The organism is Streptomyces sp. NPDC001515 (assembly GCF_053597115.1).
The window spans coordinates 1-24,326 of record NZ_JBSFHN010000027.1 but is presented as its reverse complement, the minus strand read 5'-3'; the positions used below and the strand labels follow the sequence as shown (position 1 = coordinate 24,326).

23 protein-coding genes are annotated in these 24,326 nt (G+C 73.2%); 14 read left to right on the top strand and 9 right to left on the bottom strand.

The window, feature by feature from the left end; genetic code table 11:
• Positions 1-326 precede the first annotated feature (326 nt).
• The gene (locus ACWCXC_RS26110; protein ID WP_450890694.1) at positions 327-1,064 is read left to right on the top strand and encodes a M23 family metallopeptidase; all 738 of its coding nucleotides are present in this window, start codon (positions 327-329) and stop codon (positions 1,062-1,064) included.
• 22 nt (positions 1,065-1,086) lie between these two features.
• Here ACWCXC_RS26110 and ACWCXC_RS26105 read toward each other — a convergent pair whose 3' ends face one another.
• Positions 1,087-1,671 (bottom strand): TetR/AcrR family transcriptional regulator, encoded by a 585-nt coding sequence (locus tag ACWCXC_RS26105; protein WP_450683637.1) that lies wholly within the window; start codon positions 1,669-1,671, stop codon positions 1,087-1,089.
• A gap of 122 nt (positions 1,672-1,793) precedes the next feature.
• Here ACWCXC_RS26105 and ACWCXC_RS26100 point away from each other — a divergent pair, with 122 nt between their 5' ends.
• The gene (locus ACWCXC_RS26100; RefSeq protein ID WP_450683636.1) at positions 1,794-3,374 is read left to right on the top strand and encodes an MDR family MFS transporter; all 1,581 of its coding nucleotides are present in this window, start codon (positions 1,794-1,796) and stop codon (positions 3,372-3,374) included.
• Here the strand turns inward: ACWCXC_RS26100 and cseC are convergent.
• From cseC to ACWCXC_RS26075, 5 genes are all read right to left on the bottom strand, one after another.
• The gene (gene cseC / locus ACWCXC_RS26095; RefSeq protein ID WP_450683635.1) at positions 3,371-4,771 is read right to left on the bottom strand and encodes a two-component system sensor histidine kinase CseC; all 1,401 of its coding nucleotides are present in this window, start codon (positions 4,769-4,771) and stop codon (positions 3,371-3,373) included. The genes ACWCXC_RS26100 and cseC overlap by 4 nt on opposite strands.
• Positions 4,768-5,472: a two-component system response regulator CseB gene (gene cseB / locus ACWCXC_RS26090; RefSeq protein WP_450683634.1), complete on the bottom strand. Its 705-nt coding sequence runs from the start codon at positions 5,470-5,472 to the stop codon at positions 4,768-4,770. Before cseB ends, cseC begins: the two co-directional genes overlap by 4 nt.
• A gap of 10 nt (positions 5,473-5,482) precedes the next feature.
• The gene (locus tag ACWCXC_RS26085; RefSeq protein WP_450890693.1) at positions 5,483-6,220 is read right to left on the bottom strand and encodes a hypothetical protein; all 738 of its coding nucleotides are present in this window, start codon (positions 6,218-6,220) and stop codon (positions 5,483-5,485) included.
• The gene (locus tag ACWCXC_RS26080; RefSeq protein WP_450890692.1) at positions 6,208-6,852 is read right to left on the bottom strand and encodes a SigE family RNA polymerase sigma factor; all 645 of its coding nucleotides are present in this window, start codon (positions 6,850-6,852) and stop codon (positions 6,208-6,210) included. The genes ACWCXC_RS26085 and ACWCXC_RS26080 overlap by 13 nt, the downstream gene beginning before the upstream one ends.
• A gap of 200 nt (positions 6,853-7,052) precedes the next feature.
• Positions 7,053-7,955 (bottom strand): A/G-specific adenine glycosylase, encoded by a 903-nt coding sequence (locus tag ACWCXC_RS26075; RefSeq protein WP_450683631.1) that lies wholly within the window; start codon positions 7,953-7,955, stop codon positions 7,053-7,055.
• Positions 7,956-8,294: 339 nt separating this feature from the next.
• Between ACWCXC_RS26075 and ACWCXC_RS26070 the strand changes: the two genes are divergently transcribed.
• Positions 8,295-9,131 (top strand): hypothetical protein, encoded by an 837-nt coding sequence (locus tag ACWCXC_RS26070; RefSeq protein WP_450890691.1) that lies wholly within the window; start codon positions 8,295-8,297, stop codon positions 9,129-9,131.
• A gap of 168 nt (positions 9,132-9,299) precedes the next feature.
• Here ACWCXC_RS26070 and disA read toward each other — a convergent pair whose 3' ends face one another.
• Both disA and radA read right to left on the bottom strand, forming a co-directional pair.
• A complete protein-coding gene (gene disA / locus ACWCXC_RS26065) occupies positions 9,300-10,424 on the bottom strand; it encodes a DNA integrity scanning diadenylate cyclase DisA (RefSeq protein WP_450683629.1) in 1,125 nt (374 codons plus the stop codon).
• Between the two features lie 123 nt (positions 10,425-10,547).
• Positions 10,548-11,960, bottom strand: a complete 1,413-nt coding sequence (radA, locus tag ACWCXC_RS26060; RefSeq protein ID WP_450683628.1) for a DNA repair protein RadA — start codon at positions 11,958-11,960, stop codon at positions 10,548-10,550.
• Between the two features lie 184 nt (positions 11,961-12,144).
• Here radA and ACWCXC_RS26055 point away from each other — a divergent pair, with 184 nt between their 5' ends.
• The gene (locus tag ACWCXC_RS26055) at positions 12,145-14,121 is read left to right on the top strand and encodes a BACON domain-containing protein (RefSeq protein ID WP_450685818.1); all 1,977 of its coding nucleotides are present in this window, start codon (positions 12,145-12,147) and stop codon (positions 14,119-14,121) included.
• Between the two features lie 4 nt (positions 14,122-14,125).
• Here ACWCXC_RS26055 and ACWCXC_RS26050 read toward each other — a convergent pair whose 3' ends face one another.
• Entirely contained in the window at positions 14,126-14,956 is an 831-nt protein-coding gene (locus tag ACWCXC_RS26050) for a hypothetical protein (RefSeq protein WP_450685819.1), read from the bottom strand.
• A gap of 85 nt (positions 14,957-15,041) precedes the next feature.
• Between ACWCXC_RS26050 and ACWCXC_RS26045 the strand changes: the two genes are divergently transcribed.
• The 10 genes from ACWCXC_RS26045 (at position 15,042) to proC (ending at position 23,836) form a co-directional block, all read left to right on the top strand.
• Entirely contained in the window at positions 15,042-15,992 is a 951-nt protein-coding gene (locus ACWCXC_RS26045; protein ID WP_450685820.1) for a Ppx/GppA phosphatase family protein, read from the top strand.
• Between the two features lie 146 nt (positions 15,993-16,138).
• Positions 16,139-16,963 carry a sugar phosphate isomerase/epimerase family protein gene (locus ACWCXC_RS26040; protein WP_450685821.1) on the top strand — a complete coding sequence of 275 codons (825 nt, stop codon included), beginning with the start codon at positions 16,139-16,141 and terminating at the stop codon, positions 16,961-16,963.
• Positions 16,960-17,583 carry a TetR/AcrR family transcriptional regulator gene (locus ACWCXC_RS26035; RefSeq protein ID WP_450685822.1) on the top strand — a complete coding sequence of 208 codons (624 nt, stop codon included), beginning with the start codon at positions 16,960-16,962 and terminating at the stop codon, positions 17,581-17,583. Before ACWCXC_RS26040 ends, ACWCXC_RS26035 begins: the two co-directional genes overlap by 4 nt.
• A 131-nt stretch (positions 17,584-17,714) precedes the next feature.
• Positions 17,715-19,565 carry a dihydroxy-acid dehydratase gene (gene ilvD / locus ACWCXC_RS26030; protein ID WP_450685823.1) on the top strand — a complete coding sequence of 617 codons (1,851 nt, stop codon included), beginning with the start codon at positions 17,715-17,717 and terminating at the stop codon, positions 19,563-19,565.
• A 92-nt stretch (positions 19,566-19,657) separates the two neighbouring features.
• A complete protein-coding gene (locus ACWCXC_RS26025) occupies positions 19,658-20,212 on the top strand; it encodes a hypothetical protein (protein WP_450685824.1) in 555 nt (184 codons plus the stop codon).
• Positions 20,213-20,297: 85 nt separating this feature from the next.
• Positions 20,298-20,531 (top strand): hypothetical protein, encoded by a 234-nt coding sequence (locus tag ACWCXC_RS26020; protein WP_450685825.1) that lies wholly within the window; start codon positions 20,298-20,300, stop codon positions 20,529-20,531.
• The gene (locus ACWCXC_RS26015; RefSeq protein WP_450685826.1) at positions 20,528-21,319 is read left to right on the top strand and encodes a class I SAM-dependent methyltransferase; all 792 of its coding nucleotides are present in this window, start codon (positions 20,528-20,530) and stop codon (positions 21,317-21,319) included. The genes ACWCXC_RS26020 and ACWCXC_RS26015 overlap by 4 nt, the downstream gene beginning before the upstream one ends.
• A gap of 79 nt (positions 21,320-21,398) precedes the next feature.
• Positions 21,399-22,166: an ABC transporter ATP-binding protein gene (locus ACWCXC_RS26010; protein ID WP_450685827.1), complete on the top strand. Its 768-nt coding sequence runs from the start codon at positions 21,399-21,401 to the stop codon at positions 22,164-22,166.
• Positions 22,163-22,951 (top strand): ABC transporter permease, encoded by a 789-nt coding sequence (locus ACWCXC_RS26005; protein WP_450685828.1) that lies wholly within the window; start codon positions 22,163-22,165, stop codon positions 22,949-22,951. Before ACWCXC_RS26010 ends, ACWCXC_RS26005 begins: the two co-directional genes overlap by 4 nt.
• Positions 22,952-23,026: 75 nt before the next feature.
• Complete coding sequence (gene proC / locus ACWCXC_RS26000; RefSeq protein WP_450685829.1) at positions 23,027-23,836, top strand: pyrroline-5-carboxylate reductase; 810 nt, start codon at positions 23,027-23,029, stop codon at positions 23,834-23,836.
• Positions 23,837-24,326 lie beyond the last annotated feature (490 nt).

Genomic DNA, 24,326 nt, shown 5'->3' with positions numbered 1-24,326 from the left:
CGCCTTAGGAGCTGGGGGGTGGAGGTCGGAAGGGACCTTCGACCCCCTCCCGGAGGGTGCCTTCGGGTGTTTGGCGGCATGTGCCGCGATAGCAGCGTTCTGTCCGTTAAGGGCGGTTCGGAACAGGGGTTAAACCTCTTCTCACACAGACTTTCGGCGGCCTCTTCCGTGATTGTTCCGGGAGGCGTCGAAGCGAATTCCCGGGGCCCCGGCTACGGCTTCCCCTCGTAGGAGGGGGGTTTGAGCCGACCCCCGGGGGCGGGTTACCAAGGTGGGGCAAGCCCGGCAGAACGCCGGGTCCAGTCATACCCGGAGGTTTTCCGCTTATGTCGAAGCGCGTCACGTTCCAGTCCCGCCGCCTGTCCGCCCCCCGTGTCCGCGGCGCCGTGGTGGCAGCCGGCCTCGGGACGTCGATGGTTCTCGGTGCGGGCGCTGCGATCGCGGCCGCCCCGGCGGGAACCGCCGGCGCCACGAGCCTGGTGAGCACCACGACCGCCGACTCGATCGCGCAGCAGGCCGCCGCCCAGGGCAAGGCCGCTCAGCACGCCGCCGAGAAGAAGGCCGAGAAGAAGGCCGAGAAGAAGGCCAAGGACGCCAAGAAGAAGGCCGCCGCCAAGAAGGCCGCCGCGAAGCGGGCCTCGAAGCTGCCGTGGAAGACCCCGGTCAGCCACTACCAGCTGAGCGCGAGCTTCGGCAACGACGGCAGCCGCTGGGCGCACAAGCACTCCGGCCAGGACTTCGCCGTGCCGATCGGCACCAAGGTCGCCGCCGCGCACAACGGCACCGTCGTGAAGGCCGGCCCGAACGGCGGCGGCGACGGCCCCGCGTACGGCAACGCCATCGTCATCAAGCACGGCAACGGCACGTACTCCCAGTACGCGCACCTGTCGAAGATCGATGTGCACATCGGCCAGCACGTGAAGAAGGGCGAGAAGATCGCCCTGTCCGGCAACACCGGGAACTCCAGCGGCCCGCACCTGCACTTCGAGATCCGGACCACCCCGAACTACGGTTCCGCGGTGAACCCGGTCGACTACCTGCACCGCCACGGCATCTCGGTCTGACCGGACCGTGACGCGCCGCCCCTCAGTGGGCGGCGCCCGGGTCATGGGCCCGGGTGACCAGTTCGACGGCGACCTCCAGGACGGCCTTGCGCTTCTCCTCGGGGTCGCCTTCGGCGTCCCGCAGCGCGAACATCCCGGCGTGCATCGTGAAGAGGGCGGTGAAGCACCGCACCTGGTCGGTGAGGGGGGCGTCGGGGTCCTTGATCAGGTCGACCAGCCCGATCACCCGGTGCTTGATCGTCTCCCCGATGCTCAGATCGCGCACCGTCGCCTGGTTCTCCTGCATGAAACGGAAGAGCGCGGAGGCCCCGGCCATGGCCTCGCTGTAGCGGAGCAGGATCTCCTTCTTGGTCTCCAGTGTGCGCGGCTGTTCCTTGCCCCAGGCGATCAGCTCCTCGATCGGCTGGTTCAGATCGTCGAAGATGCTGACGAGGATGTCTTCCTTCGTCTTGAAGTGGTAGTAGAGCGCCGCCTTCGTAACGTCGAGCTTTTCGGAGATCTCGCGCAGGGAGGTCTTCTCGTACCCCTGCTCGGCGAAGAGATCCAGAGCGACGTCCTGGATGCGCTGGCGCGTGTTGCCCCTGCGCTGCTGCGGCGTGCTGCTCATGGTGCTCTCCCAAAAACTTACTTGACGCCCGGCTAGTTACGGGTCTACTTTCCCCTAGTGTAGTCAACTAGCCGGGCGGCAAGTAAGTGCCCGGCTAACAGGGGAATCGGGGAGTGGGAACCATGGCGGACCTGGTGAAGGCGACGGACGGCAGGGCGGATGCGCCGCCCGCCGCGACGGGGAGTCCCGAGCCGAAGCAGCGCAGCGTCCGGGTGGTGATCCTCGCCCTGATGATCACCATGCTGCTGGCCATGCTGGACAACCTGATCGTCGGCACCGCGATGCCGACGATCGTGGGCGATCTCGGCGGACTGGAACATCTGTCCTGGGTGGTCACGGCCTACACCCTGGCGACCGCGGCCTCCACCCCGATCTGGGGCAAGCTCGGCGACATGTACGGCCGCAAGGGCATGTTCCTCACGTCCATCGTGATCTTCCTGATCGGCTCGGTCCTCAGCGGCATGGCCCAGGACATGGGCCAGCTGATCGGCTTCCGCGCCGTCCAGGGGCTGGGTGCGGGCGGTCTGATGGTCGGCGTGATGGCGATCATCGGCGATCTGGTGCCGCCCCGCGAGCGCGGCAAGTACCAGGGCATGATGGCCGGCGTGATGGCGATCGCCATGATCGGCGGGCCGCTGGTCGGCGGCACCCTCACCGACCACCTCGGCTGGCGCTGGAGCTTCTACATCAACCTGCCGCTGGGCGCCGTGGCCCTCGCCATGATCACCGTCGTGCTGCACCTGCCCGCCCGCGAGCGCGTCCGCCCCAAGGTCGACTACCTCGGCGCCGCGCTCCTGACCGTCGGCATCACCGCGATCGTGCTCGTGACCACCTGGGGCGGTACGGAGTACGACTGGAACTCCGCCGTGATCATGGAACTCATCGCGATCGGCGTCGCCGCGCTGGCCGGCTTCCTCTTCGTCGAGACGAAGGCCGCCGAGCCGATCATTCCGCTGCACATCTTCCGCAACGCCAACTTCACCCTGATGTCCGTGGTCGGCTTCATGGCGGGCTTCGTGATGTTCGGCGCGGTCCTCTTCCTGCCGCTGTTCCAGCAGTCCGTCCAGGGCGCCTCCGCGACCAACTCCGGACTGCTGCTCCTGCCGATGCTGCTCGCCATGATGATCGTCTCGCTGATCGCCGGGCGGGTCACCACCAGCAGCGGCCGGTACAAGATCTTCCCGATCCTGGGCTCGATCCTCATGGTCGCCGGCCTCTTCCTGCTCGCGCAGATGGACACCGGCACCACCCGCGTCACCTCGGGCCTCTACATGGCGGTGCTCGGCGCCGGCATGGGCTTCCTCATGCAGATCACCATGCTCGTGGCGCAGAACAGCGTCGAGCTGAAGGACATGGGCGTCGCCTCCTCGGCCACCACCCTGTTCCGTACGCTCGGCAGCTCCTTCGGCGTCGCCATCATGGGCGCGCTCTTCACCGGCCGCGTCCAGGACGAGATGACGGCGCGCGGCGGCGGCGCGGCCACCGCCCACTCCGCCCAGCTCGACGCCGCGAGCCTGGCCAAGCTGCCCGCCCCGGTGCGCGAGGCCTACGAGTACGCGGTCGCCTCCGGCACCCACATCGCCTTCCTGGTCGGCGCGTCCGTCGGACTGCTCGCCCTGGTGGCGGCGGTCTTCGTCAAGGAGGTGCCGCTGCGCGGCGCCGGCCCCGAGAAGACCCCGGCCCCGGCGGCCGAAGCGCTCTAGGGCTTCTTGCCCCGGCGGCGCGCACCGGAACCCGCGGCCTCGGTGCCGTCCGGTTCCGGTGCGCGCGGCTGGGGCGCGCGCTGGTCGGCGAACTGGAGCATCGGATAGCTCCCGGTGTCGGTCGGCGCGTGCTCCGGCAGCCACAGCACGGCGACCGCCCCGCCGGTGCCCTCGGCCGCCCCCTCGGGCGCCGCGTTCCGGAACGTCAGCCGGGCGCCGAGCACGCGGGCCTGCCCGGCCGCGATGGTCAGCCCGAGCCCGTGGCCCTTCCCCGACCGGTCGCTCGATCCGGTACGGAACCGGCTCGGCCCCTCCCGCAGCAGCGCCGAGGGGAACCCCGGACCGTGGTCGCGGATCCGCACCACCCGGCCCTCGACCGTGACCTCGACCGGCGTCCCGCCGTGCTTGGCGGCGTTGCCCAGCAGATTGCCCAGGATCCGCTCCAGCCGGCGCGGATCGGTGTTCACCCACGACTCGTGGACCACCCGCACCCGCACCTCGGGGTCGAGCAGCGCCACCCGCCGGCCGACGAACTCGCCCAGCGCGATCTCCTGGAGCTCGGCCCGCTCCGACGCGCTGTCCAGCCGGGCCACCTCCAGCACGTCCTCCACCAGCGTCCGCATCGCCTGCGCCCGGTCCCGTACCAGCTCCGTGGGGCGGCCCGGGGGCAGCAGCTCGGCCGCGGTCAGCAGCCCGGTCACCGGGGTGCGCAGCTCGTGCGCGATGTCCGCGGTCACCCGGCGCTCGGCCTCGATCCGCTCGTTCAGCGCGTCGGTGAGCGCGTCCACCGCACCGGCCAGCTCATCGGTCTCGTCCCGTACGACCCCGCCGACGGCGTCCCTGACCCGGACCTCGGTGTTTCCCTGGGCGACCTTCCCGGCCGCCGCGGCCGCCTTGCGCAGCCGGCGCGAGAGCTGCCCGCCGATCAGCACGCCCAGCGCGGAACCGCCGAGGACCACGGAGACCGAACCGATGATCAGCGCCCGGTCCAGATCCCCCATGATCGTGGCGGAGCGGTCGGCGAAGCGGGTGTGCAGCGACAGCACGTCCCCGTTGCCCACCGGCACGGCCGCCCAGACGTCGGGCACCCCGCCCGCGTCGTCGACGTGCGTGGCCCGCCGGTTGCGCCGGGTCTCCTGGCGCAGGCTCCGGGGCATCGTCGGATCGTTGAGCTTGGCCCCGAAACGGGGATCGGCCTTCTTGGTCTTCTTCGCCTCGTAGAGCAGCTGGGCATAGGTCAGCCGCTCCAGCTGGACCTCCCGCGCGTTCTCCAGCATCGAGACCCGGGCCGCGTTGTGCACGACCAGGCTCAGCGCCACCGCGATCAGCGCGCCGACCGCCGCGATCGCCGCGCTGATCTTCCAGCGGACCCCCGTCCGCAGCGCCGGCCGCCTCATGCCCTGAGCTTGTAGCCGAAGCCGCGGACCGTCTCGATCCGGTCCTGGCCGATCTTGGTGCGCAGCCGCTGCACATGGACGTCCACGACCCGGGTGTCCCCGCCCCAGCCGTAGTCCCAGACCCGCTCCAGCAGCCGGTCGCGCGAGAGCACGGTGCCGGGCGCCGCGGAGAACTCCAGCAGCAGCCGCATCTCGGTCGGCGTCAGCGCCACCGGCTCGCCCGCCCTGCGGACCTCCATGCCCTCGGTGTCCACCTCCAGCTCCCCGAAGGCCAGCACTCCGCCGGTGTCCGCAGGCTCCGGCTCCCCGCCGCCGGAGCGCCCGCCCGTGGCGTGGCCGAAGCGGCGCAGCACCGCCCGGATCCGGGCGACCAGGACCGCCCCGTCGAACGGCTTGGTGACGTAGTCGTCGGCGCCGGCCTCCAGGCCGAGCACCACGTCGATCGAGTCGGCCCGCGCCGACAGCATGATCACCGGAACCGTCGACTCGTCCCGGATGCGCCGGCAGAGGCTGACCCCGTCCAGGCCGGGCACCATCACGTCCAGCAGCGCGATGTCGGGGCGGTTCGCGCGGAACGCCTCCAGGCCGCGCAGCCCGTCCGGCATCGCGGTGACGGCGAAGCCGTCGCGCTCCAGCGCGAGCTGGGTCGCCTCACGGATGACGTCGTCGTCCTCGACGAACAGGACATGGGTCTCGGCCATCGGACAGCTCTCAGTTCTCCGGCGGTTCGGTGGGTGCGGGCAGATCCCCGTCCCCGCTGCCGACCGCCCGGTTGAAATCGTTGTGCACCCGGTCCTGCTCGCTGAACCGGCTGCCCGACCAGTGGTACGTGATCACTTCCTCGGCCGACGGGTAGGCGACCGCGTCCTTCTTCCCGTACAACTGCGTCGTCACCACCAGATCGCCCCGGTCGATCGTCCCGTACACCGCGGGCTGCTCGACCGTGAAGACGTTCTCGTACGTGCCGTCCGGCCGGGGCCGGTAGACATACGTGCCCACGCCCACCGAGTCCCCGCAGGTCATCACGTTCACCACGACATCGGTGTCCGGGCCGCCGGTCAGCTTGCCGTACGAGGTGTCCACCGGGTACTCGTCACCGGTGCAGGGCCGCAGTACGGAGCGGACCCGCTCGCTGACCTTGGGGTCCGCCTTGAGCAGCTCCACCGGGGCGACCCGCGGCACCGGCCGCGCCGAGGCGGACGCGGTCGTGCTCGGCGTGACCCGGGCGACCGGCTCGGTGCCCGCCGGGCCCTCGTCGCGCGTCCCCGTACCGCCCGTGGAACAACTGACGGCGAACAGCCCGAAGGCGGCGAGCCCGGCCAGTGCCGCACTGCTCGCCGCCCAGCCCGTCAGCGCGCGTCCCCGCGCTCCGCCCGTGCCGTCCCCCGTGGGATGTCCGATGGCGCCGGCCCTCCCCGGGCCGTCACCGCTGCCTCTCAGGCCGCGCACCGCTCCCGCCCCCGCTCGTCATGGCGCCTCTGCGCGGGCGCCCCCGCTTGTGCCCGCGGCCGCGCCGGGGTCCGGGCGGCCGTGCCGCGATGCGCCACCGCGGCCCCGCGGTCCTCCCGGGACCGCTCCTCGCGGCTCGCCGCCTCCCTGCTCTCCAGCTCCTGGCGCAGCCGCGCCAGCGCCCGGTGCAGGGTGCTCTTCACCGTACCGGCCGACATGCCCAGGGCGGCGGCCGTCTCCTCCGTGCTCATCTGCTCCCAGTGTCGCAGGACGACGACACTGCGCTGCTTGGGAGCCAGCACGCCCAGGACGTCCATCAGCAGGGCGCGGTCGGCCCGCTGCTCGGTGCCGTCCTCGATGCTGGCGTCGGGAAGCTGCTCGGTGGGGACCTCGTCGAGCCGGCGCGCCCGCCACCACTCGGTACGGGTGTTGATCATGACGCGGCGGAGATAGGCGTCGGCGAGGGACTTGTCGGCGATGCCGTCCCAGCGCCCGTAGGTGCGGGCCAGCGCGGTCTGCAGCAGGTCCTGCGCGTCCACGGGGTCGGGGACCAATCGGCGGGCGCTGCGCAACAGCGCGTCCTGCCGGGTCCGCACATACTCCTCGAAGCCGAGCACCTCGCCCTGCGCCATGACAACCGCCTCCATCCCCGTGGAACCCCGTGGAACCGCACTCAGCCACCGGTCACCGGGCTGATGGAGGAGACGCTACGGAGCGGTTGTCACGAGGCTGTGCGCGGCAGCCATAGGCCGGCGCACGGCTGTCCATCGGTTGTGTAACAGCCGGGCGCGCGGGGCTGCTCCCGGCGGACGGCGGCCCGCCGGGAGCGTGCTCAGGTCAGCGGCAGCCGGTACTGGCCGCCGGCCAGCGGTTCGACGAGTCCGTCGGCGACCAGGCCGTCCAGGGCGCGGGCCCGCTGCACGGGCTCCTCCCACACCGCGTCGAGCACCGCCTGCGGCACCGGCCCCACCGCCTCGCGCAGCACCGCGAGGAGCCGTCCGCGCACCTGCCGGTCGGTCCCGGCGTACGTCTGGCCCCGGCGCGCGGGCCCCTGGTGCGCGGGCTTCCCGGCCAGCCGCCAGGCGCACTGCGCGGCGATCGGGCAGCGCGAGCAGTCCTCGTTCCTGGCGGTGCAGACGAGCGCGCCGAGCTCCATCGTCGCCGCCGCCCACTGCGCCGCCCGCTCGTCCTCCTCGGGCAGCAGGGCGCGGGCGAGCTTGCGCTCGGCGGCGGTGGTCGCGTTCGGCGGGTACTGGATGCCGGTCGCGGCCCGCGCGAACACCCGGCGGACGTTCGTGTCGAGGACGGCGTGCCGCTGCCGGTAGGCGAAGGAGGCCACGGCCGCCGCCGTGTACTCACCGATCCCGGGCAGGGCGAGGAGCTGGGCGTGTTCGCTCGGTACGTCGCCGCCGTGGCGTTCCGTTATGGCCTGGGCGGCCCCGTGCAGGCGCAAGGCCCGGCGGGGATAGCCGAGCCGGCCCCAGGCGCGGACGGCCTCACCGGGCGGGTCCGCCGCGAGATCGGCGGGGCGCGGCCAGCGGGCCAGCCACTGCTCGTACACGGGGAGCACACGGTTGACGGGGGTCTGCTGCAGCATGAACTCGCTCACCATCACGCCCCAGGCGCCCGCCTCGGGGCGGCGCCAGGGCAGATCGCGGGCGTGCTGTTCGAACCACCCGATGACGGGGGTGTGGAGGGAGGCGGGGGTCGTCTGTGTCGCAGTCGTGGCAGTCATCGCACCCTCGATCCTGGCACGGACGACAGGAACGCGGTCGGGGGGACGGGGGTGTCGGCCCGCAATACGAGCCCATGGAGTGATAGAGACCGCCGTCCGCCCCTGCTGGGCCGCCTCCGCGTTCCGGCAACTGGCCGCACCCACCGCGAGCCGTTGCGGCAACCGGCCGAACCCCGCCCCCCGACCGGTGACCCGGTGCGTCCGGAAGGTCGCCCAGGGTGGCCGTGGAGCGCTCCGGGGCCGGAACGGTCCTTCCCGGAATGATGATCGGCGGAACTCGGGGGCCCGGGGCGGCGGGTGGGGCGGGAGTTGACGCCGATCTCTCGTACAGTTTGGGCCGTGGGATCTCTGCGTAATCCGATCGGGCCGCTTCCCTCCTCCATCTACTGGCGACGGAGGGCAGTAGCGGCGACGCTGGTCGCGCTGCTCGCGGCGCTGATCGTATGGGCCGTCACCTCCGGTGGCGGCAAGGGGGATCACGACGATTCCAAGGCGCCGTCCTCGGGACCCGTGCACTCGATCACCCCGGGCCCCTCGGGCACCGGCCCCGTCGTCACCGAACGGCCGGGCGGGGGAGGCGAGTCGGGCGACGGCGGCGGCAGCGGCACGGGCGGCGGCGGCAGTTCGGCCGGCGGCGACGAGTCCGACGCCCCGGCGGACGGCGAGGCGAACGACGGCAACGGCAACACCGCCGGAACGGGCGCCGGTTCGGGTTCCGGCTCGGGGCCGGGCGCGGGCATCGCCGGACAGCGCGTCCCCGCCGATTCCCCGCTCCCCGTCTGCGCCCCCACCGCGCTGCGGTTCACGCTGAAGACCGGTCTGCGCTACGCGCCGGGCGAGAAGCCGAGGTTCCGGCTGCTCGCCGAGAACACCTCGTCGACCACCTGCAAGGCCGACTTCGGTCCGAGGGCCGCCGTCCTCACCGTCACCGAGGCGGGCGGCGACGACGAGCAGGTGTGGTCCTCCAAGGACTGCCCGCGCGACACCGCCGCGGTCCTGCTGAAGGTTCCGGCGGGGCAGACCGTCGAGTACGCCGTCGAGTGGGACCGCGCCAAGAGCGCCCCGAAGTGCGCGACGCCACCGGCCGGGAAGGCCGGGCCGGGGACGTATCTGGTGGAGGCCAAGGCCCCGGGCGCCCCCGTGCAGCGCGCCTCGTTCGTCCTCGCGAAGGACTGAGCGGGGCCGGGCGGCGGGGAAGAGGCCGGGCAGGCCGGAAAGGGCCCGTGGGGGCCGGGCGCTCCGGACGGATGTCCTTGGGGGCCGGGCGGTCGGGAAAGGCCCGGGGAGAGCGGAGGCCGAGCGGGTCGGGGGGCCGGGGCCGCCCCGGTCACCACCGCGACCGGGTCAGACGTACCGCTCCAGGATCGACGACTCGGCCAGGCGGGACAGGCCCTCGCGCACGCTGCGCGCCCGTGCCTCCCCGACGCCGTCCACCGTCTGGAGGTCGTCCACGCTCGCGGCGAGCAGCTTCTGCAGCCCGCCGAAGTGCTCCACCAGCCGGTCGATGATCGCGCCGGGCAGCCGCGGCACCTTCGCCAGCAGCCGGAAGCCGCGCGGCGAGACCGCCGAGTCGAGCGTCTCCGGAGAGCCGCTGTACCCCAGCGCCCGTGCCACCACCGGCAGTTCGAGCAGCTCCGTGTGGGAGAGAGCGTCCAGCTCGGTGAGCGCCTCCGCGACCGTGCGCGAGCGCTTGGCGGTCGGCTCCGGCACGTAGTCCCGGACGACCAGCTCGCGCTCGGGCTCCACTCCGGCGATCAACTCGTCGAGCTGGAGCGAGAGAAGGCGGCCGTCGGTGCCCAGCTCGACCACGTACTCCGCGATCTCGGTGGCGATCCGGCGGACCATCTCCAGGCGCTGGGCGACCGCCGTCACGTCCCGGACGGTCACCAGGTCCTCGATCTCCAGCGCGGAGAGCGTCCCGGCGACCTCGTCCAGACGGAGCTTGTACCGCTCCAGGGTGGCGAGCGCCTGATTGGCCCGGGAGAGGATCGCACCGGACTCCTCCAGGACCCGGCGCTCCCCGTTCACGTACAGCGCGATCAGGCGCATCGACTGGGAGACCGAGACGACCGGGAAGTTGCACTGCTTGGAGACCCGGTCCGCCGTGCGGTGCCGGGTGCCGGTCTCCTCGGTGGGGATCGAGGCGTCCGGGACCAGCTGAACGCCGGCGCGCAGGATCTTGGTCATGTCCTTGTCGAGGATCAGTGCCCCGTCGAGCTTGGCGAGCTCCCGCAGCCGGGTCGCGGTGAACTCCACGTCCAGCACGAAGCCGCCGGTGCACATCGACTCGACGGTCCTGTCCATGCCGAGGACGATCAGCCCGCCGGTGTTGCCGCGGAGAATGCGCTCCAGGCCGTCCCGCAGGGCCGTTCCGGGCGCGACGGCGGACAACGAGGCGCGCATCAGCGCCTCGATCCCGGTGCCTTGGCCGGACTTTCCGGGCGATGCTGCCCGGTCGCTGGCTGCCACTGCACTCCTCCGGTCACAGGTTGCGGTGCCCTCAGGGCCTGGTGCGCGGATCCTGCCGGATCCGAACGGGAGACCCTACGTCCCTCGTGCCGTTCGTACGGACGGGCGAGACCAGGGCAAAGTCTACCGGCGCCCGTTGTCCTCCTGTGGGGCCTGTGCACGAGAGCGGCGCGGGAGGACCCTGAGCGCGTCGCCCATGTTGGCGACTTCCGTGACCTTCATACCGGCCGGGACCTTGCCCGGATCGACCGGGACCAGCGCGTGGGTGAAGCCCAGCCGGTGCGCCTCGGCCAGCCGCCGCTGGACCCCCGTGACCCGTCTGACCTCGCCCGCGAGACCCACCTCGCCGATCGCCACCAGGTTCTTCGGCAGCGGTGTGTCGCTGGCCGCGCTGGCCAGGGCGAGCGCCACCGCGAGGTCCGCGGCGGGCTCGGTGAGCCTCACCCCGCCGACCGTCGCGCTGTAGATGTCCCGCTTGCCGAGCGCGCTGATCCGGCCGCGCTGCTCCAGGACCGCGAGCATCATCGACACCCGGGACGTCTCCAGGCCCGAGGTCGTGCGCCGGGGCGAGGGGATCTGCGAGTCGACCGTGAGCGCCTGCACCTCGGCGACCAGGGGGCGCTTGCCCTCCAGCGTCACCGTCAGGCAGGTGCCCGGGACGGGCTCGTCGCGGCGGGTGAGGAAGAGGCCCGAGGGGTCGGCGAGGCCGGTGATGCCCTCGTCGTGGAGCTCGAAGCAGCCGACCTCGTCGGTCGCCCCGTAGCGGTTCTTCACCCCGCGCACCAGGCGCAGCCGGGCGTGCCGGTCGCCTTCGAAGGAGAGCACCACGTCGACCAGGTGCTCCAGCAGCCGGGGACCGGCGATGGCGCCGTCCTTGGTGACGTGGCCGACCAGCAGCGTGGACATGCCGCGTTCCTTGGAGGCGCGGATCAGCGCCCCGGCCACCTCGCGGACCTGCGCCATCCCGCCGGGCGCCCCGTCGATCTCCGGGGAGGCCACGGTCTGCACCGAGTCCAGGACGAGCAGCGAGGGCTTGACCTCGTCCAGATGGGCCAGCACCGCCGAGAGGTCGGTCTCCGCCGCCAGGTACAGCTGGTCGTGGATCGCCCGGATCCGGTCGGCGCGCAGCCGGACCTGGCCGGCGGACTCCTCACCCGTGACGTACAGCGTGCGGTGGTCCTCGCTCGCGGCCTTGGCCGCCACGTCCAGCAGCAGCGTGGACTTGCCGACGCCCGGCTCGCCCGCGAGCAGCACGACGGCCCCGGGCACCAGGCCGCCGCCGAGCACCCGGTCCAGCTCACCGACGCCCGTCGAGCGGGCCGTGGCCTGCCGGCCGTCGACCTGGCCGATGGGGAGCGCGGCCGTGGAGACGCGGCCGGCGGCCGTCGTCCGCACGGCCGGGGCACCGCCGAACTCCTCGACCGTGCCCCACGCCTGGCACTCGGGGCAGCGGCCGAGCCACTTCGCGGTGGTCCAGCCGCATTCGGTGCAGCGGTAGGACGGCCGGTCCTTCGCGGATTTCGTACGGGCAGCCATGGCGCCACCGTATCGGTGGGGTCGGACAGTGCCGCCCGGCGCGGTGCCCCGGGGCGCCCGGGGCCGGGGGCGCGGGGGCGGCCGGCCCGGCCCGGTGTCCCTTGTCGACCGATACGTTCACCCGTAAGGGTTAAATGTCCGCAAGGGGTACGAGGGGGTGGTCCGCCCTGCCTACGGTCGCAAGGTGACGAGCAGCAGGCTGGAGACCCCCGCGAACACCCCCGGCGCACACCGGGCGCCGCGCCGCGCGCCCCACGCCTCGCCGAAGCGGCCGCCCGCCCGTTACGAGCCGCATCTCGACGGTCTGTTCACCTACTGCCTCTCCGTGCTCTGCGACCACGACGCCGCCACCGAGGCGCTGGGCGCCGTCCTCGCGCTGGCCGAGCGGCAGGGCGGGCGGTGTCCCACGGGCGAGGAGGAGCGCAGGACCTGGCTGTACGCCCTGGCCCGCTGGATGTGTCTGCGCAGGCTCGCCGAGCGGACGCGGGGCCGGCAGGCGCACCGCGGGCCCGACCCCGCCCGCCCGTACGGCCAGCCGTCCCCGGCCGGCGACGACCACCGGGGCCCCGCCGCGCACACGGGCCGCCGGGGACGGCGCACGGCCGCCTCCGCGCGCGCCCTCAGGACCCCGCTCACCACCCCCGCACCCCGCTCCGCCTCCGCTTCCCCGGTCCGGCCAGGCGGCCCGGCCGACGCCCGGACCAGGCCCGAGCCCTCCGCCGCCCCGCTCCTCTCCGGGAGCGCGCCCGCCGCCCGGTCCCGCTCCGAGGCCCCCGCCGCCCCGGCCTCGTGGTCCGAGAGCCCGGCCGCCGCCGAGGCGCACCGCCGCGAGCTGGCCCAGCTGGCCTGGCCCGAGGCGGCCGGGACCACACCCGAGCAGCGCGAGGCCCTGGAGCTCGCCGTCCGCCACCGCCTCGCCCCGCGCGCCGTCGCCGCCGTCCTCGGGCTGGAGCCGGCGACCGCCCGGGAGCTCCTGGCCGCCGCCGCCTGCGAGGTCGAGCGGACCCGGGCCGCCCTCGCCGTCGCCGAGACGGGCACCTGCCCCGCGGTCGGCCGGCTCACCGGCGACCGGCGGCTCCTGCTCTCCGCCCCGCTCCGCCGTGAGCTCGTACGGCATGTGGACGACTGCCCGAGGTGCCGGCGCGCCGCCGAGCGGGCCGACGCGCGGGGCCCCTGGCCCGGGGCCGCGATCACGCCCGCGGCGGCACTGGCGGTCGTCGAGGCGCCGCGCCCCTCCGCGTATGTGGCCATGCTCCAGGCGCAGAAGCATCAGAAGAATCGGTCCGCCACACCCCGCTTCGACCGCACCGGCTTCCCCATGGACCCCAAGGACCACGCGGCGCGCCGCGACCGGCTGCGGTCCCGGATGATGACGACGACCGTGGTCGCCACGGTCGTCGCCGCCCCCGTGATCGCGCTCTGGTCCGCCTACCGGGGCGCGCCGCTCATCGGCGAGGGCCACGAGGGCCCGGTGGTCACCGCCACCGACCAGGGCGACCACAGCACCGAGGCCCCGTACGGCCACTACGAGAACGCGGGCAACGCACGCCCCGACGAGCGCCGCCCCTTCACGGACGGCGCCGGCCTCCCCGAGATCTCCGCCGAGGTCATCGGCGCGGAAACGGACGCGGACGGGGACGGCCGGGAGCGGCACACCGGCCGGCTCACCGTCGAGGCCCGCTCCTCCGGCGGCACGACCACGCTCACGCTCACCGCCTCCGCGTCCGGCCCGGTCGCCTGGACCGCCGGCACGGCCCAGTCCTGGCTGCGGCTGAGCGCCACTTCGGGCAGGCTCGCCCCGGGCGCGTCCACCACCATCCGGGTCCTGGTGGACCACGGCCGGGAGCCCGCGGGCTACTGGACGGCCAGGATCGCCGTCGCCCCCTCCGGAGCCGTCGTCGCCCTGCACGGCTACGGGGGCGCGCCCCCGACCGTCCCCCCGCCGTCCCCGAGCGGATCGTCCCGCCCGCATCCGCCCGTCCCGCAGGAGCCCTCCCCGACACCGCCGGACCCGACGCCCACGCCGACGCCGACGCCCGATCCGTCGGGCAGCACCCCGCCGCCCACGGACCCGCCCGGCTCCTCACCGGACCCGACGGGCCCGCCGTCGACCTCGGAGCCGGGCAAGGGCGGGCCCGGCACCCCGCCCCGGGCCGACTGAAGCCCTAAGCGGGGTCCGCCGGGTGGGGGGCCATCGGCAGCAGGGCGGAGAGCCGTTCCTCGCACAGCTCGGCCAGCCGCTCGTACGCCTCCTTGCCCATCAGCTCCGTCAGCTCGGGCCGGTAGGACACGTACACCGGCTCACCGGCTCCGTGCGCCGACGTCGCCGAGGTGCACCACCAGTGCAGATCGTGCCCGCCCGGACCCCAGCCCCGGCGGTCGTACTCACCGATCGACACCTGGAGCACCCGGGTGTCGTCGGGCCGGTCGATCCAGTCGTACGTCCGCCGGACCGGCAGCTGCCAGCACACGTCCGGCTTGGTCTCCAGCGGTTCGCGGCCCTCGCGCAGCGCCAGGATGTGCAGGGAGCAGCCGGCGCCCGCGGCGAAGCCGGGACGGTTCTGGAAGATGCAGGAGCCCTGCCAGCGCCGGGTCTGGCGCTCCCCGTCCTCGTCGGTCTGGACCCAGCCCGACTCGCTGCCCACGTCGTGGAACTGCCACAGCTCGGGGGTGAGGCGCGCGACGTGCCCGGCGACCCGCTTCTCGTCGTCCTCGTCCGAGAAATGGGCGCCCAGGGTGCAGCAGCCGTCGTCCGCGCGCCCCGCCTGGATGCCCTGGCAGCCGCTGCCGAAGACGCACGTCCACCTGGACGTCAGCCAGGTCAGATCGCAGCGGAAGACCTGCTCGTCGTCGGCCGGGTCCGGGAACTCCACCCAGGCCCGCGCGAAGTCGATGCCCTTCTCGTCGGGCTCCTCCGTCCGCGCCGGCGGGGTGGCCCGCCCGGTCGTCTGCTTCTTCGTGGCTTTGCCCGGCTTCGCCTTTTTCGTCTTTGGCACGGGCCCAGAGTAAGGCGCACCGGCGCATGCGCGCGGTCCCGTGCGCCGGTCCGGAGCGGCCGGGGGCGGCAGTAGCGTTCTTCATATGAGACTCGGAGTCCTCGACGTGGGGTCGAACACGGTTCATCTGCTGGTGGTCGACGCGCACCCCGGCGCCCGGCCGCTGCCCGCGCATTCGCACAAGGCGGAGCTGCGCCTGGCCCAACTGCTCGACGACGACGGCGCGATCGGCCCGGTCGGCGTGGACCGGCTGGTGGCGACGGTCGCCGACGCGCTCCAGGCCGCCGAGGACAAGGGCTGCGAGGACGTGCTGGCCTTCGCCACCTCGGCGGTGCGCGAGGCGAGCAACGCCGACCGGGTGCTGGCCCGGGTCCGTGAGGAGACCGGCGTGGACCTGGCCGTCCTCAGCGGCAGCGAGGAGGCCCGGCTGACCTTCCTCGCCGCCCGCCGCTGGTTCGGCTGGTCGGCGGGGCGGCTGCTGGTCCTGGACATCGGCGGCGGCTCGCTGGAGATCGCGTACGGCATCGACGAGGAACCGGACGCCGCCGTGTCGCTGCCGCTCGGCGCCGGCCGCCTCACGGCCGGCTGGCTGGCCGGCGACCCGCCGGACCCGGCTGAGGTCAGGGCGCTGCGCCGCCACGTGCGGGCGCGGATCGCCCGCAGTGTCGGCGAGTTCACCCGCTTCGGCCGCCCCGACCACGTCGTGGCCACCTCCAAGACCTTCAAGCAGCTCGCCAGGATCGCGGGCGCCGCCCGCTCCACGGAGGGGCTGTACACGCAGCGCACCCTCGGCCGCCGGGCGCTGGAGGAGTGGGTGCCGAAGCTCGCCGCGATGACGGCGGAGGAGCGCGGGACCCTGCCCGGCGTCTCCGAGGGCCGCGCGGCCCAGGTGCTGGCGGGCGCGCTGGTCGCGGAGGGGGCGATGGACCTGCTCGGCGTCGAGGAGGTGGAGATCTGCCCCTGGGCGCTGCGCGAGGGCGTCATCCTGCGCCGCCTGGACCACCTGACGTCCCGCGAGGACGCGGCCCTCACCTGACCCGGCCCCGGCCCGGCCCCGGTCGGTGACTCGATCTCGGCGCGGCCGGGCCCGGATCGAGTCAGGACCGCGTCGGGATCCATGGCCCTTCTCACTTTCCGTCCCGCTCCCTCGGCGGGGCGCACCGCTGCCCGTACGCTGTCTGCGTGGCAGAACCAGTGGTGCGCATCCCGGATGCGAAGGTCGCCCTGTCGACGGCCTCGGTCTATCCGGAGTCGACGGCGACGGCCTTCGAGATCGCCGCGCGCCTGGGGTACGACGGCGTCGAGGTCATGGTGTGGACCGATCCGGTCAGCCAGGACATCGAGGCGCTGCGCCGCCTCTCGGACTACCACGGGGTGCCGATACTGGCGGTCCACGCCCCCTGTCTCCTCATCACCCAGCGGGTCTGGTCCACCGACCCCTGGGTCAAGCTCCAGCGGGCCCGCGCCGCGGCGGAGAAGCTCGGCGCCACGACCGTCGTCGTCCACCCCCCGTTCCGGTGGCAGCGCACCTACGCCCGCGACTTCGTCCGGGGCATCTGGCGGATGGCGGACGAGACCGATGTGCGGTTCGCCGTCGAGAACATGTACCCCTGGCGCTACCGGGACCGCGAGATGCTCGCGTACGCCCCCGACTGGGACGTCACCAACGACGACTACCGCCACTTCACCGTCGACCTCTCGCACACCGCGACCGCGCGGACCGACGGCATGGCCATGGCCGAGCGGATGGGCGACCGGCTCGCCCATGTGCACCTGGCCGACGGCAAGGGCTCCAACAAGGACGAGCACCTGGTGCCCGGCCGGGGCGACCAGCCCTGCGCCGCCCTGCTGGAGCGGCTGGCCCGGACCGGTTTCGACGGCCATGTGGTCATCGAGGTCAACACCCGGCGGGCGATGTCCTCCGCCGAACGCGAGGCCGACCTTGCCGAGGCGCTGGCCTTCACCCGGCTCCACCTCGCCTCCTCCGCCCGGACGCCCCGCCCGTGACCGGGGACACCGCCGCCCCGGGCCCCCGGCGCCGGGGCCGCCCCGCCCGCGCCGACGCCGGCCCGGGACCGGACGCGCGCACCCGGATCCTGGACGCGGCCCGCGCCGAGTTCGCGGAGCGCGGCTACGACAAGACGTCGGTGCGCGGCATCGCCAAGGCGGCCGGGGTGGACCCGGCCCTGGTCCACCACTACTTCGGGACCAAGGACGAGGTCTTCGCCGCGGCCATCGAGGTCTCCTTCGAACCGGTCCTGGACATCGCGGAGCTCTTCGGCGAGGGCGGCGCGGACGTGGGGGAGCGGCTGGCCCGCTACTTCATCGGGATCTGGGAGGACCCGGTCACCCGCGTCCCGCTGCTGGCGGTCATCCGCTCGGCGCTCACCCACGAGGCCGCCGCCGACGTGCTGCGGGCCTTCGTGCTGAGGCGGCTGCTGGAGCGGATCGCGGAGCGGCTGGACGTACCCGATCCGACCTTCCGGGCGGAGCTGGCCGCCTCGCACATGGTGGGGATCGTGATACTGCGGTACGTGGTGCGCGCCGAACCGCTGGCGTCGGCGGACCCCGAGCGGATCATCGCGATGGTGGCCCCCACGCTCCGGCGCTATCTGACCGAGCGCTGACCGTACGCCCGTGCCCCACGCGGCGCCCACGGAGCGAGCCGCCCGTCCCGCATTCCGGACACCGTGTCCAGATCTTGGCACCGGAGGCGTACGCTCGGAGGCAGTCTTTTCTGTCGAAGGAGCGAGCGACGATGCCCGAGCTGAGGTCCCGCACGGTCACCCACGGACGCAACATGGCGGGCGCCCGCGCCCTTATGCGGGCCTCGGGCGTAGCGAGCGAGGACATCGGCAAGCCGATCGTCGCCGTCGCCAACTCCTTCACGGAGTTCGTCCCCGGCCACACCCACCTCGCCCCCGTCGGCCGGATCGTCTCCGAGGCGATCAAGGCGGCGGGCGCGGTGCCCCGCGAGTTCAACACCATCGCGGTGGACGACGGCATCGCGATGGGCCACGGCGGCATGCTCTACAGCCTGCCCTCCCGCGACCTGATCGCGGACAGCGTCGAGTACATGGTCGAGGCGCACTGCGCCGACGCGCTGATCTGCATCTCCAACTGCGACAAGATCACCCCCGGCATGCTGATGGCCGCGATGCGCCTCAACATCCCGACGGTCTTCGTCTCCGGCGGCCCGATGGAGGCCGGCAAGGCCACCCTCGTGGACGGCACGGTCCGCAAGCTCGACCTGATCAACGCGATCAGCGACGCCGTGGACGAGAAGATCTCCGACGAGGACATCCTCCGTATCGAGGAGAACGCCTGCCCCACCTGCGGCAGCTGTTCCGGCATGTTCACCGCCAACTCGATGAACTGCCTGACCGAGGCCCTCGGCCTCTCCCTCCCCGGCAACGGCTCGGTCCTCGCCACGCACACCGCCCGCAAGGCGCTGTACGAGGAGGCCGGCCGCACGGTCGTCGAGATCACCCGGCGCTACTACGAGCAGGACGACGCCACGGTCCTGCCCCGCGCCATCGGCACCCGCGCCGCGTTCGAGAACGCGATGGCGCTGGACATCGCGATGGGCGGCTCCACCAACACGATCCTGCACCTGCTGGCGGCCGCCCAGGAGGCGGAGCTGGACTACGACCTCTCGGACATCGACGCCGTCTCGCGCCGCGTCCCGTGCCTGTCGAAGGTCGCCCCCAACGTCGCGCCCGGCGGGACGTACTACATGGAGGACGTCCACCGGGCCGGCGGCATCCCCGCCATCCTCGGCGAGCTGCACCGGGGCGGTCTGCTCAACGAGGACGTGCACGCGGTGCACTCCGACACCCTCGCCGAGTGGCTGAAGAACTGGGACGTGCGCGGCGGCTCGCCGTCGCCCGAGGCCGTCGAGCTGTGGCACGCGGCCCCCGGCTGCGTCCGCTCCGCGACCGCCTTCTCGCAGTCCGAGCGCTGGGACACCCTCGACGTGGACGCGGCCGGCGGCTGCATCCGCGACATGGCCCACGCGTACTCCAAGGACGGCGGTCTCGCGGTCCTCAAGGGCAACATCGCCGAGGACGGCTGCGTCGTGAAGACGGCCGGCGTCGACGAGTCGATCTGGACCTTCGAGGGCCCGGCGGTCGTCTGCGAGTCGCAGGAGGAGGCCGTCGACAAGATCCTCCGCAAGGAGATCAAGGAGGGCGACGTCGTCGTCATCCGCTACGAGGGCCCGCGCGGTGGCCCCGGCATGCAGGAGATGCTGTACCCGACCTCGTTCCTCAAGGGCCGGGGCCTCGGCAAGAGCTGCGCCCTGGTCACCGACGGCCGCTTCTCCGGCGGCACGTCGGGCCTGTCCATCGGCCATGCCTCGCCCGAGGCGGCCTCCGGCGGCACGATCGCGCTCGTCGAGGACGGCGACCGCATCCGCATCGACATCCCGAACCGCTCGATCGACCTCCTGGTCGCCGACGAGGTCCTGGCCGCCCGCCGCGCCGCGCTGAACGGGGTGTACGCGCCGAAGAACCGCGAACGCAAGGTCTCGGCCGCGCTGCGCGCCTACGCCGCCATGGCGACGAGCGCGGACCGGGGCGCCGTCCGCGACGTCTCCCGGCTCGGCTGACCCCTCCCGGGTGCCGTCTCCGGCCCCTCCGGCCCCGCGCCGGAGGGGCCGGACGCGTGTCCGGCATCCCGGCGCCTGGGATAATCGACCCCGTGAGCGAGAACAGCGACACCCCCGACGGCAACGCCCCCGACCGCGAGGCCCCCGTCGGTGCCCCCGCGACCGCCCCGGGCCCCCAGCCGGAGCCGATCCGCTTCTTCGGCACCACCTGGGTCGCCCACGACGGGAACTACGGGCTGCGCCGCGTCGGAGCGGCCGTCGGTTCGCTCGCCGCCGCCGTCGCCTCCTGTTTCGTGCTCCGCTTCGCCTACCAGGGCCTGGAGATCGCCGACATCGGCGGCTTCGTCGGCATGCTGGTCGTGCTGATGTTCGCCGTCTGCAGCGCCATCGCCTTCCGCAAGACCTGGGAGGGCTTCAACCGCCGCCCCGCCGACGCCGCCCGCGAGGAGAGCCTGCGCGGCCTCAAGACCATCGGCTTCGTCGGCTCCCTGCTCGCCTACTTCTTCCGTACGTTCTCCGAGGCGCCCGGCGAGAAGCTCCACCGCGAGGAGTTCGAAGCCGCCCAGGCGCGCTACGCCAAGCGCCGCGCCGCCCGCACCGGCAACCCGGCGGCCCGCAAGAACACCAAGAAGCCCCGCCGGAAGTAGCGTCGGGGGCGGGAGGGCCCGCACCGTACGCCCGGCGACCGGGACCGTGCCCGTACGCCCGAGAAGCACGACTCCGCTGTTGCTGTTGCTGTTGCTGTTGCTGGAGCTGGAGCTGGAGCTGGAGCTGGAGCTGGAGCTGGAGCCGGAGCTGGAGCCGGAGCCGGAGCCGGATCGGGTCCGGGCCCGTTGTGCCGTCGCCGTCCGTACGGCGGGTCGGCGCGGGCCCGAGGGATTCCTGGGCCCCCGGACCCGGTGGCGCGGATCCCGGGCACCCGCGGCTCCCGCCGGGCGCACCCCGGGGTCCACGATGGCTCCATGACCGCATCCCGCCCGCAGGACCCCGCCGCCCTCGTCGCCGCCCGCGCCCGGTCGTTCGACCGGGCCGCCGCCCAGTACGCCGCGGCCCGCCCCGGCTACCCGCCCGCGCTGTTCACCGCCGTCGAGGACCTGGCCGGCCGCCCCCTGCGCGGTGCCCGCGCCCTCGACGTCGGCGCGGGCACCGGCATCTCCACCGGGCTGCTCGACGACCGGGGCGCCCGGGTCGTCGCGGTGGAGCCCGGCCCCGGCATGGCGGCCGAACTGCGCCGCACCCTGCCGCACGTCCCGCTGGTGCGCGCCGACGGCAACCGGCTCCCGTTCGCCGGGGGCTCCGCGGACCTCGTCACGTACGCCCAGTCCTGGCACTGGACCGATCCCGCGCTCGCCGCCGCCGAGGCCCGCCGGGTCCTGCTTCCCGGGGGCGCGCTCGCCCTGTGGTGGAACGTCCCGGACCGGGAGACCCCGTGGCTGGCGGACCAGGACGCCCGGCTGCGCCGGTTCTTCCTGGAGGAGGCCGGCGCCGAGGACACCAGCGCGCACGGCTCGGCCGTAGGCATCCGCGAGCTGCCGGACACCTTCGGCTTCGCGCACCGCCGCATCCCGTGGACCCGCCGGGTCCCGCTGGACACCCACCTCGCCAACCTCGGCAGCCACTCCGCCTTTCTGGTCATCGACGCGGAACCGGCCGAGCGCTTCCTCGCCGAGGAGCGCGTCCGTCTCGCCGCGCTCTTCCCGGACGGCACGGTCGAGGAGAGGTACGTCGTCGATCTGAAGCTCGCCCTGAGCTGAGCGCCCGCCCGTCCCGACACGGCCCCGCCGGTGCGCGTTCCCTTGACGGCGGGGCCGCGCCGGGATCAAAATTCATCACATGATGAATTCTTCGGGCGTCGCCATCGAGGCCCGTGGCCTCACCGTCGTACGAGGCAGCCGCACCGTCCTCAAGGGCCTCGACTTCACCGTCGAACCCGGCAGGATCACCGGGCTCCTCGGCCCCTCCGGCTGCGGCAAATCCACCCTGATGCGTGCCGTCGTCGGCACCCAGGCCAAGGTCACCGGCGCCCTGGACGTCCTGGGCAGCCCGGCCGGCCACCCCTCCCTGCGCCCCCGCATCGGCTATGTGACGCAGGCCCCCTCCGTGTACACCGACCTCACCGTCCGCCAGAACCTGGACTACTTCGCGGCGGTCCTCCGGCCCGGCCGCCGCCACCGTGACGAACGCCGGGACGCCGTCACCCGCGCCATCGGCGACGTGGACCTGACCAGCCACGCCGACGCCCTGGCCGGCGCGCTCTCCGGCGGCCAGCGCACCCGGGTCTCCCTCGCCGTCGCCCTGCTCGGCACCCCCGAACTGCTCGTCCTCGACGAACCCACCGTCGGTCTCGACCCCGTCCTCAGGCGCGACCTCTGGAACCTCTTCCACACCCTCGCCGCCGAGCGGGGCACCACCCTGCTCATCTCCTCGCACGTCATGGACGAGGCCGAGCGCTGCCACCGGCTGCTCCTCATGCGCGAGGGCGAGATCCTCGCCGACGACACCCCCGAGGCCCTGCGTGCCGATGCCGGCACCCCCACCGTCGAAGAAGCCTTCCTCCACCTGGTCGACGCGGCCGCCACCCGTCAGGAGAACGCCCGATGAGCACCACGACGAGCACCCCGGGCACCCGGCCCGCCACCACCCCGCCGCTCAGCCCGGCCCGCACCCTCGCCACCGCCGGCCGCGTCCTGCGCCAGCTCACCCACGACCCGCGCACGATCGCGCTGCTCCTGCTGATCCCGGTCGTGCTGATCACCCTGCTGCGGTACGTCTTCGACGGCTCCCCGCAGACCTTCGACTCCATCGGGGCCTCGCTCCTCGGGATCTTCCCGCTGATCACGATGTTCCTGGTGACCTCCATCGCCACCCTGCGCGAACGCACCTCCGGCACCCTGGAACGGCTCCTCGCCATGCCCCTGGGCAAGGGCGACCTCATCGCCGGCTACGCGCTCGCCTTCGGCGCCGTCGCCGTCGTCCAGTCGCTGCTGGCCACCGGCCTCTCCGTCTGGGCCCTCGGCCTGGACGTCACCGGATCGCCGTGGCTGCTCCTGCTGGTGGCCGTCCTCGACGCCCTCCTCGGCACCGCGCTCGGCCTCTTCGTCTCCGCCTTCGCCGCGTCCGAGTTCCAGGCCGTCCAGTTCATGCCCGCCGTGATCTTCCCGCAGCTCCTGCTCTGCGGACTGTTCATCCCCCGCGACCGGATGGCCCCCGTACTCGAAGCCGTCTCCGACGTCCTGCCCATGTCGTACGCCGTGGACGGCATGAACGAGGTCCTCCACCACGCCGACGTCACCGGCGCCTTCGTCCGCGACGTGGCCATCGTGGCGGGCTGCGCCCTGGTCGTCCTCGCCCTCGGAGCCGCCACCCTCCGCCGCCGCACCACCTGACGGGCCGGTGCGAGGATGACCGGAACGCGTACGGAACCCCGTGCACGGCGAGCACAGCCCGGAGGGTGAAACGGCATGACCCAGACAGTTGCGGTCCTCGGCACAGGCAAGATCGGCGAGGCCCTGCTCAGCGGCATGATCCGGGCGGGCTGGCGCCCGGCCGACCTCCTGGTGACCACCCGCCGCTCCGAACGCGCCGCCGAACTGAAGGACCGGTACGGGGTCGACGCGGTCACCAACGCCGAGGCCGCCGAGCGCGCGGACATCCTCATCCTCGCGGTCAAGCCGCAGGACATGGGCCGGCTCCTCGACGAACTCGCCCCGCACCTCACCGCCGACCGCCTGGTCATCAGCGCCGCGGCCGGCATCACGACCGCCTTCATCGAGGACCGCCTCGCCACGGGCACCCCGGTCGTCCGGGTCATGCCGAACACCCCCGTCCTGGTCGACGAGGGCATGTCAGTCATCTCCGGGGGCAGCCACGCCACCCCCGGCCATCTGACCTCCGCCGAGACGATCTTCGGCGGGGTCGGCAAGACCCTGCGGGTGCCCGAGTCCCAGCAGGACGCGGCCACCGCCCTCTCCGGCTCCGGCCCGGCGTACTTCTACTTCCTCGTCGAGGCCATGACGGACGCCGGCATCCTGCTCGGCCTGCCCCGCGCCCAGGCCCACGACCTCATCGTCCAGGCCGCCATCGGCGCCGCCGTGATGCTCCGCGACAGCGGCGAACACCCGGTCAAGCTCCGCGAGGCCGTCACCAGCCCGGCCGGCACCACCATCAGCGCCATCCGCGAACTCGAGAACCACGGCGTACGTGCCGCCCTCATCGCCGCCCTGGAGGCCGCCCGCGACCGCAGCCGCGAACTGGCCTCCGGCAACGGCTGACCCCATTGGACCAACCGCACAGCGTCGCGGAGCCGGCCGCCTGGCCAGCACGTCCTCGCACCACTGCCCCGCCCCTCACCGCAGTGCGCCCGAGCCGGGGGTTGACACGCTCTCCTCGCATCCGTAGTGTGCTCCGAGTTGTCCGACGTGAGCGCCGACCCCGGTCGGTCCCCGGACAGCCATTCCGCAGTAACCACACGAGCACGCGACATCTGTCGCTGGCTTTTCTGTGCGCGCCCGTGGAATGAGCAATCCGCGTTCGAAGGAACGCGACCCCGATTAGCGTCGGGGCCTGTGATTCGCTAATGTCTCACTCGTCGGAAGGGCCCAACAGCCCGGAGGACAAGCCCCGCTGACTGGGAATCAGGCCCGAAAGGATCTGATAGAGTCGGACTCGCCGGAAAGGGAAACGCGAAAGCGAAGAACTGGAAAGCGAAAAACGCTTGACCCGCTTCGACCGGGAATCGGACACGAAAGAGTCTGATAGAGT

Coding starts and splice junctions, on each gene's coding strand:
- ACWCXC_RS26110 (WP_450890694.1), top strand. CDS start 327: ATGTCGAAGCGCGTCACGTTCCAGTCCCGCCGCCTGTCCGCCCCCCGT.
- ACWCXC_RS26105 (WP_450683637.1), bottom strand. CDS start 1,671: ATGAGCAGCACGCCGCAGCAGCGCAGGGGCAACACGCGCCAGCGCATC.
- ACWCXC_RS26100 (WP_450683636.1), top strand. CDS start 1,794: ATGGCGGACCTGGTGAAGGCGACGGACGGCAGGGCGGATGCGCCGCCC.
- cseC (WP_450683635.1), bottom strand. CDS start 4,771: ATGAGGCGGCCGGCGCTGCGGACGGGGGTCCGCTGGAAGATCAGCGCG.
- cseB (WP_450683634.1), bottom strand. CDS start 5,472: ATGGCCGAGACCCATGTCCTGTTCGTCGAGGACGACGACGTCATCCGT.
- ACWCXC_RS26080 (WP_450890692.1), bottom strand. CDS start 6,852: ATGGCGCAGGGCGAGGTGCTCGGCTTCGAGGAGTATGTGCGGACCCGG.
- ACWCXC_RS26075 (WP_450683631.1), bottom strand. CDS start 7,955: ATGACTGCCACGACTGCGACACAGACGACCCCCGCCTCCCTCCACACC.
- radA (WP_450683628.1), bottom strand. CDS start 11,960: ATGGCTGCCCGTACGAAATCCGCGAAGGACCGGCCGTCCTACCGCTGC.
- ACWCXC_RS26045 (WP_450685820.1), top strand. CDS start 15,042: ATGAGACTCGGAGTCCTCGACGTGGGGTCGAACACGGTTCATCTGCTG.
- ilvD (WP_450685823.1), top strand. CDS start 17,715: ATGCCCGAGCTGAGGTCCCGCACGGTCACCCACGGACGCAACATGGCG.
- ACWCXC_RS26015 (WP_450685826.1), top strand. CDS start 20,528: ATGACCGCATCCCGCCCGCAGGACCCCGCCGCCCTCGTCGCCGCCCGC.
- ACWCXC_RS26010 (WP_450685827.1), top strand. CDS start 21,399: ATGATGAATTCTTCGGGCGTCGCCATCGAGGCCCGTGGCCTCACCGTC.
- ACWCXC_RS26005 (WP_450685828.1), top strand. CDS start 22,163: ATGAGCACCACGACGAGCACCCCGGGCACCCGGCCCGCCACCACCCCG.
- proC (WP_450685829.1), top strand. CDS start 23,027: ATGACCCAGACAGTTGCGGTCCTCGGCACAGGCAAGATCGGCGAGGCC.